This is a genomic window from Saccharibacillus deserti (assembly GCF_013618475.1).
Taxonomy (GTDB): Bacteria; Bacillota; Bacilli; order Paenibacillales; family Paenibacillaceae; genus Saccharibacillus; species Saccharibacillus deserti.
Map to the genome: position 1 here is coordinate 269,926 of NZ_JABJVN010000005.1, position 12,241 is coordinate 282,166.

13 protein-coding genes are annotated in these 12,241 nt (G+C 56.0%); 3 read left to right on the forward strand and 10 right to left on the reverse strand.

The window, feature by feature from the left end:
• Positions 1-40 precede the first annotated feature (40 nt).
• Positions 41-1,384 (forward strand): methyl-accepting chemotaxis protein, encoded by a 1,344-nt coding sequence (locus HOP44_RS14895; RefSeq protein ID WP_172254659.1) that lies wholly within the window; start codon positions 41-43, stop codon positions 1,382-1,384.
• A gap of 127 nt (positions 1,385-1,511) precedes the next feature.
• Here the strand turns inward: HOP44_RS14895 and HOP44_RS14900 are convergent, their stop codons facing one another.
• Both HOP44_RS14900 and HOP44_RS14905 read right to left on the reverse strand, forming a co-directional pair.
• Positions 1,512-1,772: a GlsB/YeaQ/YmgE family stress response membrane protein gene (locus HOP44_RS14900; protein ID WP_172195234.1), complete on the reverse strand. Its 261-nt coding sequence runs from the start codon at positions 1,770-1,772 to the stop codon at positions 1,512-1,514.
• 219 nt (positions 1,773-1,991) lie between these two features.
• A complete protein-coding gene (locus tag HOP44_RS14905; protein WP_172254660.1) occupies positions 1,992-3,239 on the reverse strand; it encodes an outer membrane protein assembly factor BamB family protein in 1,248 nt (415 codons plus the stop codon).
• A 405-nt stretch (positions 3,240-3,644) separates the two neighbouring features.
• Between HOP44_RS14905 and HOP44_RS14910 the strand changes: the two genes are divergently transcribed.
• Positions 3,645-3,797, forward strand: a complete 153-nt coding sequence (locus HOP44_RS14910; protein WP_172254661.1) for a hypothetical protein — start codon at positions 3,645-3,647, stop codon at positions 3,795-3,797.
• 56 nt (positions 3,798-3,853) lie between these two features.
• Positions 3,854-4,168 carry a ribosomal L7/L12 family protein gene (locus HOP44_RS14915; protein ID WP_172254662.1) on the forward strand — a complete coding sequence of 105 codons (315 nt, stop codon included), beginning with the start codon at positions 3,854-3,856 and terminating at the stop codon, positions 4,166-4,168.
• A gap of 226 nt (positions 4,169-4,394) precedes the next feature.
• On the opposite strand, the gene mnhG is transcribed toward HOP44_RS14915, so the two are convergent.
• The 8 genes from mnhG to HOP44_RS14955 form a co-directional block, all read right to left on the reverse strand.
• The gene (mnhG, locus tag HOP44_RS14920) at positions 4,395-4,823 is read right to left on the reverse strand and encodes a monovalent cation/H(+) antiporter subunit G (protein ID WP_172254663.1); all 429 of its coding nucleotides are present in this window, start codon (positions 4,821-4,823) and stop codon (positions 4,395-4,397) included.
• Positions 4,795-5,085, reverse strand: a complete 291-nt coding sequence (locus HOP44_RS14925; protein ID WP_172254664.1) for a Na(+)/H(+) antiporter subunit F1 — start codon at positions 5,083-5,085, stop codon at positions 4,795-4,797. The genes mnhG and HOP44_RS14925 overlap by 29 nt, the downstream gene beginning before the upstream one ends.
• Positions 5,085-5,564, reverse strand: a complete 480-nt coding sequence (locus tag HOP44_RS14930) for a Na+/H+ antiporter subunit E (protein ID WP_172254665.1) — start codon at positions 5,562-5,564, stop codon at positions 5,085-5,087. Before HOP44_RS14930 ends, HOP44_RS14925 begins: the two co-directional genes overlap by 1 nt.
• Positions 5,565-5,570: 6 nt before the next feature.
• Positions 5,571-7,049, reverse strand: a complete 1,479-nt coding sequence (locus HOP44_RS14935; RefSeq protein WP_172254666.1) for a Na+/H+ antiporter subunit D — start codon at positions 7,047-7,049, stop codon at positions 5,571-5,573.
• Entirely contained in the window at positions 7,046-7,402 is a 357-nt protein-coding gene (locus tag HOP44_RS14940; protein ID WP_172195220.1) for a Na(+)/H(+) antiporter subunit C, read from the reverse strand. The genes HOP44_RS14935 and HOP44_RS14940 overlap by 4 nt, the downstream gene beginning before the upstream one ends.
• On the reverse strand, positions 7,402-7,833 hold the full coding sequence (locus tag HOP44_RS14945) for a Na(+)/H(+) antiporter subunit B (RefSeq protein WP_172254816.1): 432 nt from the start codon (positions 7,831-7,833) through the stop codon (positions 7,402-7,404). The genes HOP44_RS14940 and HOP44_RS14945 overlap by 1 nt, the downstream gene beginning before the upstream one ends.
• On the reverse strand, positions 7,820-10,486 hold the full coding sequence (locus tag HOP44_RS14950; protein ID WP_172254667.1) for a Na+/H+ antiporter subunit A: 2,667 nt from the start codon (positions 10,484-10,486) through the stop codon (positions 7,820-7,822). Before HOP44_RS14950 ends, HOP44_RS14945 begins: the two co-directional genes overlap by 14 nt.
• A gap of 282 nt (positions 10,487-10,768) precedes the next feature.
• On the reverse strand, positions 10,769-11,959 hold the full coding sequence (locus HOP44_RS14955; RefSeq protein WP_172254668.1) for an asparaginase: 1,191 nt from the start codon (positions 11,957-11,959) through the stop codon (positions 10,769-10,771).
• Positions 11,960-12,241: the final 282 nt, after the last annotated feature.

Sequence of the window (12,241 nt, forward strand, 5' to 3'; positions counted from 1 at the left end):
TACGCGGCGCTGCTGTTCCGATACATAAAGCGGGCCCGGCATGCCGGGCTTTTTTGGCGGACGTTCTTGGGAGTGGACGTTCGAAGCGGGACGGATCGTCGTGCCGACTTTCAAACAACGGGTGGGAGAATCCATGAATAAAGAGACGAACAAACGCCTGATGGTTATCGGGGCAGGAACCGCGGCCATATTGGAAATGCTTATTGCTTTTCTGTTTATGATGCCCGGACGAGGCTGGGGGAGCTTCGTGCCCGGATTGATTCTGGCGGGGATTGTCGGCGGCGGCGCCTTTGCGGCCGGCCTTATACTGCTTCTGCGCGAAGCGGATCGCAGAGCGGCCGAGATTAACAAGCATTTTGCAGCATCCGATCCGGCCGACAATGGACAGGAAGGCGCTTCTGCCGATCCGGCGTCCGGCGAGCCGGGTTATGCTTCGCATCAAGCGATGGAACGGATGCAGAACTATCTGCTGGATATCGACCGGAACGTCGAACAGGTCAAATCGAGTGCCGAAGTCGGGCTGATCGTATCCGATCTGATTGCCGAGTCTGCCCGCAGTGCGGCGTCGCGTTCGGAAGAACAAACGGAGAAAATGAAAGAAATCGCCCGCACCGCGGGGGAGATGTCCGCTGCCGTACAGCAGGTTGCCGGAAGCACGGACGAAGTAGCCAGTGCGACGCTGATTACGTCGGAGCAGGCCGCTACGGGATACAAACAGCTGGTGAACGCGATGGGTGAGGTTCGCAAGACCGACGTTTCGATCCAGGCGCTGCTTCAGCAGGTCCACCGTCTCGACGAGAAGTCGGGCGAAATCGAATATTTTGTCAGTATCATTACCGAGATCGCGTCGCAGACGCATCTGCTTGCGCTGAATGCCGCCATCGAAGCGGCGCGCGCGGGCGAGTACGGACAAGGCTTTTCCGTCATCGCCTCGGAAGTGCGCAAGCTGGCCGAACAGTCTTCGGAGTCGGCCAAGCGGGTATCGACGATCAATGCCAGTATTCAGCAGGATACGGGCGAAGTCGTCGGAACTTCCTCGCAGGTTGCCCATGATATGAAACAGGGCATCGGTTCGCTTGAGGAAGCCGGCCGTTCGTTCCAGTTTATCCAGGCCGCGGTCGACGAGGTCAATATGCAGATGCAGGACGTATCGGCTGCCGTGGAAGAAATTGCGGCCCATACCGAACAGGTGAGCGATACGATCGGCCATGCCGAAGAGATGATCGCCAGCACCTCGGAGGAAGTCGCGACCGTTCGCGGCGCAGCCGAAGAACAGCTGGCCAGCATGCAGCAGCTGTCCGAGACGATCGCCGGACTGGGCGAACTGACCGGTGCGGTGAAGCAGGCGGTTGAACATTTCCGCGAGCAGCAGCCGATTCGATAAAAAAACAACAAAAAAAGAGCACATGTCCGTGTAAACGGGATGTGCTCTTTTTTATGGGTACGCATGCGTTTATCTTCTAACGAGACAAATCACGGGGACGTACCCGACTCGGAGTCGAACCAAGGACTTAAGCCCGGTTTCTACGACCCATCGAACGCATGATCAGGCTGACAACCGCAACGAGTACAATCGCGCCAATCAGTGCCGGGATAATGTAGAATCCGCCGATTTCCGGACCAAGTTTACCCAGGATTACTCCACCGAGCCAACCACCGATGAATCCGGCGATAATGTTCCCGATAATCCCGCCAGGAATATCTCTGCCCACGATGAGTCCGGCCAACCAACCGATGATGCCGCCAATAATTAACGACCAAATGATACCCATTTTGTATCGCCTCCGCTTATGTTTTTGTTTGCTCAACTACAACTTAACCTTCTAGCAAGCATTTGAATAATAAGTTGCAAATTTTATTTTTGAAACAGCTTAGCAACAATTATTTTTCAATGTGTTTACAGGTTTTTTTTCATAGATGAAGACTGGAACAAAGCACGAAAAAAACGGGTTTCCTCATTATAGCGAGGAACCCGTCTTCTTGATTCTGGGTTATTCGGTTGGCGCGTCCGATCCGTTCAACGCATATTTGACCAACGATCCATTCTCGGCGGCATAGAGGATTCCGCCGGCGTAGGAGAACGCGTATTCCGCATGCAGCGGGCGGTTCGATACGGCCTGCAGGATATCCAGTTTGTCCGGATCGAGCACATACAGCGTGTCGGCCATATCGATCTGCAGCTCTCCGTCATCGGAATGCTCCAGGATCACGATTTGACCCGGTTTGTCGCTGAGCGTACATTCCGCCCGTTTGCCTTCGAGATCGAAAGCGGTCAGCTGGCGCTTCGAATACGTGACGTATCCGCTGCCGGTCGAAGCGATAACGGAATCGGCCGGAATGGTCCGTCCCCAGAGCAGTCTGCCCTGCGGGGACAAAGCAAACAGTTTGTTGACCGTGCCGGCCACCGATCCGCGGAAGATGACCGTATTGTCTTTTTGCACCAGGATCGAAGGTCCGCCGCCGTCTCCAAGCAGATTGACGCTTGCCGGGAATTTGTAGCCGTATACCCGCTTGAGTTCCGGGGTATAGACTTCGATGGAAGGGCTCGGAGAACGGTCCCAAGCCGTGCCGTGTTTGACGAGGCGGCTTGCGTCGATCACGATCCGTCCGCCTTCGGCGGCGAGGACGCTGCCTGCAAGGTTCTTGGAAGCGAGCGTTTTTCCGGCGGCATCGAAACGGACGAGAGAAGTTTTGACCCCTCCCGCTTTGTCCGGCCCCTGCCGGGAAGCGACCAGCAGGCTTTCGTCGCCGAGCAGATAGATGTCGCTTCCGTAAGCGACGGACCGGGTCCATGCCGACTTGCCGTCCGGTTTCAGCGCATAGACCTGCTGGGTCTTGTCGGAGAAAGTTCCGGTAAAATACACGGTTCCGTCCCCGGCATACAGAATCGAACTTGCAATCGTGTAAGGGCCGGCTTTCTCATGGAACGTACGGGACCATTTCTGGGCTCCGGTCGCAGCATCGAAGGCGGTCACGGTCTCCAGATGCCAATCGTACGAAGTCTTCGACGAATTCTTTTTGACGTTCTGTACGGTATGGACATACACGAGCCCTCGCGATTTGACGAAACGGATCTCGTGCGCGGAAGCGGACGAGGTGTCGTAGACGGAAGCGGACGTCCAGCTTGGCCGGGGGAGAGTGCTTCCCGCCTGGGTTCCGGCAGCATTTGCATAACCGGGGGCGCTGAGCAGCACGGCGGCACTCAGTACGAAGGCGCCCCATTTCTCGGTTGATTTCATAAACGGTTTTCCATTCCTTTCTCTAACCTAACGCACGGTGTGAATTGGCTATGCTGATTATACACGCTGCTTTGAATGTTTACCAGAAGTTTACGTTTCAAAAGATCGCGCCGCGGGTATTTTTACAAACTGATCCCATAGGCCGGGCTTTTTTTGATTTTAGACAGTCAATAGGCTTGTTTAACACTTGTATATAGTTTTTTTTACAAAAAAAGATAGGTTTACATCAGTATAGTCACAGGGACACAGAAGCTGCGGCTTCAGTTGCGTTTTGCATGCAAACCGTGGACCTTTGTCCCTGAAAAGCTCAAAATCGGTTTATTTTTGAGTGGCCCGGGTTATATAGTCGTTAATGAAGAAGCGAGCGACCGATAATCGGCAAATGCAGGAAGGGGAACGAAGAAGATGAACTTGAGCGTACATAATCTGATGGCTTTCAACTCCCACTATTTCAGACCGCAGCCTGCGGTATCTCATCAAAAAAGCATAAACGACGAGAAAGAAAAAAGCTTCCACGAAATCTTGAGCGAAAAAATGGCGCGTCCCGTTTCCAAATAAACGGCGCGCCCCGGGTTCTTTCAACCGCATATTACCCTGGGAAGGAGGCGGAGTGGTTGGAATTCAATTACACGACCGCCGTTTTGGCGCTTATCGTATTTTCGCTGATGCTGATGGTGATCCGTCTGCGCTTCGATGTGCGCCAGCTGCGGGAAGAAATCGACCGGATCGCGGCGGGACCGAGGTTTCACCGGTCGCCGGCTTCGGGCATGGCGGATCCGGAGCCCCGCGCTTCCCGTCCTGCAGCCGGAGGCGAAGAGAAGCTGCGCGATCTGGTGGCCAGGGGAAGAAAGATCGAGGCGATCAAGGAGGCGCGCGAGATGTACAATATGTCGCTCAAAGACGCCAAGGACTATGTGGAATCTCTCTAATCGCACAGCGGCGGCCGTACGCCTGAAGGCGGGCAGTCCGGCCGTCAGGATAGTCCGCCAGCCGCAGCGCTCTCGCTCTATAGAGATGCCGGACGCGACTTTACGGCAATCGTTTTTTTTGGACAAAAAAAGCGCTTTTCGATCACGAAACGTTCTTAACGGAGAAAGAACGTTTCGCGCCGAAAAGCGCTTTTTGCCGTTTGCGAATAAAAGAGGCGGTGGAAAATCAATCTTCTTCGGGTCCCGGAGGTTCGGCGCGGTCGTTCCTGCGTTCTTCCGCTCCGAAAGAGACGGGAGGACCGGACAGTCCGGCATCGGCCAATTCGTCCTGGACACTGCCGTTCCACAGCGGGACGCCGCTTCGGTAGGCCGCCCGGCCGTTCAAATGCCCCGCAAGGGGCGCCGTGATAAAAAAGAAAACGATACCGAGCAGAATGTTCATACTGGCTGTCTGCATTACGGAAGCAAAGTAAAGAAAAACGCCGCTCAGCACGCACAGAACGCCCAGCGTGGAGCTTTTGGTGGCCGCGTGCGACCGCAGATACACATCGGGCAGCCGGATCAGACCGAAAGCGCTCAATACGCTGAGCAGCGCGCCGCACAGGATCAGCAGCACGGCGATCCATTCAATCACCGGTTGAATCGTCTGGAGCATCGAGAACCTTCCCCCTTTCCATATAACGGGCGAGCGCCACCGTGCCGAGAAAAGCCAGAATGCCGATCAGCAGCACCAGTTCAAAATAGGCGGTGGACTGCGTATAGGCACCCGCGACGGCGACTTCGGCGGCTACATTGACCCCGATCGTGTCCAGCGCCGCGATCCGGTCGGCGATCGAAGGGCCTTTGAGCACCCGGTACAGGCAGCCCGCAATCGCAAGCGCCAACAGAACCATCGAGAGCAGCAGTACGGTTTGCATCAGCTTCGGGTCACCTCCATGATCGCTTTTTCGAACGTTTCGCGGATATGCTTCTCCACGCCGTGCGCTTCCTGGATATGCATCGCGTGAATATACAGCGTCTTCTCGTCGGGACTGACTTCGAGCAGCAGCGTGCCCGGCGTCAGATTGAGCAGCCCGCACAGCAGGGTCACTTCCCAGCCGGAATTCAATTCCGTTTCATAAGCGAATATGCCCGGGGTAAACGTAAGCTTGGGCTTGATAATCTGGCCGATCACGGAGAACGAAGACACGACCAGTTCTTTCAGCAGCAAGGCAAACAACTTGATACAGGCCCAAACTTTTCTCGGATAAAAAGGCTTCGGGAAAAATCGCCGCATCAGGGTCATCAGCAGCAGGCCGATCAGCAGACCTACCAGAAACCCGGATACGCTCAAATCCCGCATAAGCAGCATCCATGCAAAAGCGATGGCCAGATTGAGCAGCAGTTGGAAGGCCAAGGGCATCTACTCCTTAAATACGGCTTGAATATAGATCGTCGGATCGACCAATACACTCGAAGCATTCTCGACATAAGGCATAAAGGCTTCGGCGAACACCCCGAGCAGGACGATAATCAGCATCAGCGGAGCGGAACTGAGCAGCAGTTTGGGCGTCTGTTTCCATTCCGATTCGCGCAGTCGGCGGGGCTTGCCCCAGAAAGCGAGAATAAAAATCTTGATCAACGAGTACAGCAGCATCAGGGTCAGCAGTACGCCGGCCGCCGCCATGAGGTACTGTCCGCTTTCCAGACTGCCCTGGATAATCAGCAGTTTGCCGGGGAATCCGCTCAGCGGCGGGATTCCGACGACGGCCAGCGAAGCGATCAGGAACATCCAGCCGAGCAGCGGGGAATGAGTCAATACGCCGCCCATCCGGTTAATGCGCTCCGTGCCCGTCTCGGCGACGAGGATGCCGGCAAGCAGAAACAGCAGCGCTTTGACGATCATGTCGTGAACCAGGTAAAAGACGGCACCCGTTAGCGCGTCTTCGTTGGAGACGGCGAGGGCGAGCGACATAAAGCCGATACTGGCAATGACGTTATACCCCAGAATCCGGTTGACATTCGTCTGCGAAACGGCGCCGAATCCTCCGAGCACGATAGTGGCAATAGCCATGGTGCCGATCAGCATATGCGTCACTTCGGCTTGGTGGTAAAAGATCAGCGTAAAAGTCCGGATCAGGGCGTACATGCCGACTTTGGTCAGCAGGGCGCCGAACAGGGCCGAGATTGCGGCCGGAGGCGCGCCGTAGGAACCGGGCAGCCAGAAGAACAGAAACAGCCCGGCTTTGACGCTGAACACGACGAGCAGCAGGGCGGAGACCGCCGTGATCGGTCCGCTCTGGCCGCTCTCGGCAATCCGCATGGACAAATGTGCCAGATTGAGCGTGCCGGTCGCGCCGTAGAGATAGGCGATCGAAGCGACGAACAGGGTCGAGGACAGCACATTGATCAGAATGTAATGAAGGGTTTCCCGGAACTGCCGCTTGGTTCCTCCAAGAACGATCAGCGCATAGGAAGACATCAGCATCAGTTCGAAGCAGACGAACAGATTGAACAAGTCGCCGGTCAGGAACGATCCGCTGACTCCGGCAAGCATGAAGTGCACGAGCGAGTAAAAATAATGCCGTTCCCGCTGCTCGTCGATACCGCGGAACGAATACAGCAGGCAGCAGGCGCTGACGATCGAAGCGGCCAGTACCAGCAGAACGGCGAACATATCGGCTACAAGAACAATGCCGTACGGCGGGGCCCAGCCGCTCATATTGAGCGTCTGGATTCCGTTATGCTGAACCTGATACAGTAGAATAACAGCTGCACCGACGTTCAGCAGAGCGCTTATCAGGCTGATCCAGCGCTGAAGCTTCAGCTTGTTGTGCAGAAAGATCAAGATGACCGCCGTAAAGAGCGGAATCAGCATGGGCGCGACTACCCAGTTGTTCATTGGCTGCGCCCCCTATGTCTGGAAGATTCGCTTCGCATCCGTTCCATGTCCGTCGTATCGAGTTTCTGATAAGCCCGGTAAGACAGGACGAGGAAGAAAGCGGTAATGCCGAAGTTGATAACGATCGACGTCAGGATCAATGCCTGCGGCAGCGGGTCCACGATGTCTTCGGCTCCCCGGCCCAGCAGCGGAGCCGAACCGGTCTTCAGCATCGCCATCGTCATCAGCAGCAGATGCACGGCATGCGTCAGCAGCGAAGTGCCCAGCACGATCCGCAGCAGATCCTGCGTCAAGATGAGATAGATGCCGACGGCGAACAGAATGCCTACGATGACGGCTACGATGACTTCCATCAGCGGTCCTCTCCGATCGTCAGCAGAATCGTCATGGTAACTCCCACGACTGCCAGGTAAACGCCCAGGTCGAAGATCAGGGCGGTATGCAGCTCGGTATCGCCGAGCAGCGGAAGATCGAAATGGCCGAAAGCGTGCTTCAGAAACGGCTGCCCGAACAATAGGGCGCCCGTTCCCGTACCCAGCGCAATCAGCAGCCCGATCGCGGTGATGAGTTTAAAGTCGAACGGCACGACTTTGCGCACCGTTTCGATATCGTAGGCGAGAGCCAGCAGAAGCAGGGCTCCGGCACTCATCAGCCCGGCGATAAATCCGCCGCCGGGGCTGCCGTGGCCGGTAAAGAACAGGTACAAAGCGAATGCCAGTACCAGGAAGACCACGATTTTGGATACGTTTTGCAGAAAAATATCACTGCCTTTAGGCATCCGAATCTCCTCCTTTCATGCGGGGAACTTCGGTTTCGGGCGAAGCGGAGTCCCTGTCGTCCGGTTCTCCGAGTTCGGACAATTTTCCTCCCTCGGATTCGGAAGTTTCCGCTTCGAGAGGTTCGAGCTGTTCATTTTCGGCGCTCCCCCGTTCGTCGAGGGTTTCTTCGGTCGGGCCGTCATGTCCATACTGGGCATGGCGGAACACCGCGGCGTCTTCATCCGATTCGTCGCCGTCGTGCGAGACGTGGCGGGAACCGACATCGGTCGCTTTTCTGCGCAGCTTGATCATGTTGTAAATGCCAATCGAAGCGACGGCAAGCACCATGATTTCCAGCATCGTATCGAAGCCCCGGAAATCGACCAGAATAACATTGACGATATTTTTTCCGCCGGCCGATTCATAGCTTTCTCGGACGTAATAATCCGAAATCGGCTCAAACGGATTGGTGCCCAGTACCGCAAGCGCAACGAGTGTCATCAGCACGCCTACCGCAATGGCCACCAGGAAATTCGGCAGACGGAAGCGGACGGCCTGCTGCTCGGTCCGCAGCTTCGGCAGATGATAGAAGCAGAGCAGATACAGCGTGACGGAGATCGATTCGACGACCATCTGCGTCAGTGCCAGATCGGGCGCCCGCAGGAAGACGAACATCAGCGTCATCATATAACCGACCGTACCGGTCAGAATGATCGCGACAGGTCGGGATTTCGCAAACGGAACGGCGATGCCGCCGGCAGCGAGTCCCAGCAGAATAACCCACTCGTAAGGAGCGATTTGCGCATAGGCGCCGACGCGGAACGTCACATCCGTCGAATTGAACAGAATAAAGCCGAGCACGAGCATCATAAAGCCCAGAATGTATTTGACGTAACTGCGCGACGATCCGTTCATATAGAACGCGGTTACCCAGACGGTAATCCGTTCGAAGAAGCGAAGGCTGGCATCGTAGAAACGGTTGATCGACAATCTGCGCGGGAAAAAGGCATACAGTTTCGCCCAGCGCCGCGCGCTCCAGGCCAACAGGGCCCCGAAGGCGACGATGCCGATCGTCATCCACAGCGCAGGCGTCCAGCCGTGCCAGAATTTGATCTCGACCGGGATTCTTCCGCCGTCCGCCGCGGCGATCGGCATCATGGCTTCCGCCGCGGGCTGGATCAGCGAATAAGCGGCCAGGCCGGGAAACAACCCCAGAACAAGAGCCAGCGCGGCAAGCAGTGCCGGGGGAATCGTCATGAGTGCCGGCGCATCGTGGATTTTTAGACCGCGCATCGCTTTCTTGCGCGGACCCAGGAAGGTTCGGGTAACAAACAACGCGGAATAGATGAAGGTGAAGACGCTGGCGATCCAGGCGACGAACGGAAACAAGGCGGCCCAGGTGTGCAGATCGAATACGCCCGCATGCAGCGTCTCGACAACGGCTTCAAGAAACATTTCCTTGCTGAGAAAACCGCCGAACGGAGGCAGGCCCGCCATTGAAAAAGCGCCAAACAGCGAGATGGTGAACGCGATCGGCATCACCTGGGCCAGGCCGCCGAGTTTGCGGATATCGCGTGTGCCGGTTTCATGATCGACGATGCCGGCGACCATGAACAAAGCGCCTTTGAATACGGCGTGATTCAGCAGGTGGAACAAGGCGGCCGTCCCGGCGGCGGCATACAGCAGCTGTTCTTCGCCGTCGAAGATGCCCGACAGCGAAGACAGGCCGAGCAGGCACATGATCAGACCCAACTGACTGATCGTCGAATAGGCGAGTATGCCTTTAAGATCGGTTTGTTTGACCGCCGCAACCGATCCGTACAGCAGGGTAACGAGTCCTCCGAGCGAGACCAGCCAGAACCATTCCGGCGTGCCGGAAAAGACGGGACTGAGCCGGGCGACCAGGTAAAGACCCGCTTTGACCATGGTGGCCGAGTGCAGATAAGCGCTGACCGGCGTCGGAGCTTCCATCGCATCGGGCAGCCAGATATGGAACGGATACTGGGCCGATTTGGTGAAAGCGCCGACGAGAATCAGGATCATGGCCGGCAGGAACAACGGATGCGAAGCCAGCGGGGCTCCGACTTCGAACAGCTCGCGAATCCGGTATGTGCCGCTCATCACATAGAGCAGCACGAATCCGCTGAGCAGTCCCAGTCCGCCCGTCATCGTAATCAGCAGCGATTTGAGCGCGCCGTAGCGTGCCCGGTAATTTTCATGCCTGTAACCGATCAGCAGGAACGAGGTAATGCTGGTGAGTTCCCAGAATCCGTAAAGGGTCAGTAGATTGTCGGACAATACGAGGCCGAGCATGGCACCCATAAAGGTCAGAAGACAGACGTAAAACGAGGTCGGCGATTCTTTGGAAGAATCCATATAGGCGACGGAATAGACGGCGACCAAAGCACCCATTCCGGTAATCATGAGGGCGAACAGCAGAGACAATCCGTCCAGATACAAGGTGAACGAAATGCCGAGGGACGGAATCCAGGCAAAGGATTCGGTAATCGGGGAACCGGCGCGTACCTCGGGCAAATAGCCGAGCAAAGCCGCGAACAACAGCGCCGACAAGGCCGCGGCAAACCATCCTGTGTGCAGACGGGGGACCGCTTTTCCAAGCAGAGGGATCAAAGCGGCAAGCAGGAACGGCGACAGCGTCAAGAGATGGAGTAGGGACAAACGGCTTCTCCTTTCCGCTTTATGAATTTTGTGCTTGGCAGCTTACAACCAAGCTTTACTTTTTACTATTACCCGGGTTTGGGTAATATAAAGCTGACAAATCGGTTTTTTATACGAAAAAGGGGCTTTCGCCGACCTGCTTCGATCGTGCCATGTGAGCTTCTCCAAAGAGCGGGCAGGACCGTTTTGCTTGCGAAAAACCAAACAGGTTCGGGACATTTTCGTCCCGAACCTGTTTGGCGGCAATGGGTACCGCGTTTCTTGCGGCATAAGCAGCCCGTTTTATTTCTCCGGTACGCTGACCTGTGCGGAACCGTAGGTTTCGAACCAGCCTTTGATCGTATCGAAATCTTCCGAGAACGAGAGCGAGAGCAGCAGCATGAGCCGCGCGTGAGCCGCGTTCAGGTTATCGCCGGCAATGATATTTTCGCCGCCGGAATAGCTGCTGCCCGAGCCCGTGCGGGTCGTGGATACGAAGATCGTATCGTGATCCTTGATGGCCGCCGTCCGTTCGGCGCCCATCGCCCGGGAAATGCCGCCGGCTCCGGTTCCTGCCGTTACGATGCCGTCCGCCCCATTGGCGACAAAGGCCGCGATGGCGCCTGCGCCCGCATCCTGGTACGAGTAGGCAATTTCGACTTTGGCAAGATTCGGTTTGGCGATCTTCGACAGATCGAACGGCGTGTTCCAATCCGCTGCGCCCAGCAGGGCGCGGGACGGTGCCCGGTAGATACGAACGCCGGCTTCGTCGATATAGCCGAGCGCGCCCAATTCGGGCGTGACGAACGTATCGGTGCGGTAGGCGTTGGATTTCGTCACTTCGCGTGCGGCGTGGAATTCGTCGTTCAGCATCAGTACCGTGCCGAAATACTTCGTCTTGCCGCTCGCGGCCAGCTTGATGGCGTTATACAGGTTGGCCTGCGCGTCGCTGCCGATTACGGTCCAGGGACGCATCGATCCGGTGACCACGACCGGCTTCGAACTGCGGACGGTCAGGTCGAGGAAATAGGCGATCTCTTCCATCGTGTCCGTACCGCTGGTCACGACAACCGCGTCCTGCGTCTTCAGCGCTTGATCCACACGGAGAGAAAGATCGTACAAATCGGCGATGCTGTAAGCGCTGGAGCCCGAGTTGCCGAACTGGTATGTACTGACCTGCGCGATTTTCTCTTTGTCCGGAAGTTCGGCTACCATGTCCGCGATCAGCAGCGTGCCGGCCCGATAGTTGGCGAAGCTTGTGGCGTCGGCGGATTGGCCTGCGATCGTTCCGCCCGTGGCGATGACTTCGACTTTGGGCAGGGCTTTGACGGCCGGCGCGGCAGCCGACCCTGCCGGAGCCGGCGTGCTGGAGACGACCGTGCCCGTCACTTCCGCCGCGGAGGCGCCGGGAAGGCGAACGATCGGCGCTGCGGCTGCAGCGGTAACACCAAGGGCAAGAACGGCTTTCATAACCTTCATAGACATCGTGGACATGGAACTCCTCCTCGTAGGCGAATGGTGGGAAGGAAGAAAAGGTGACCCAACTTGCTTCCCGATGTCTATAAATATAAGTCCATGTAATGTTATTTAACAAAGTCGGTATTCAGTTAATAAAACGCTTTATTCGACTTATTTCGTTTATTTTCGTCTTTTAACTCGCTTTAACGGAGTGAGTCGTTTAGTTTCGATTTATTTTCATTCAATAAAATCGATAATAAACCTTTACATATGTCAGTTAATATGACTCATTAAGAAAAAGATAAAAAGATGAAAATA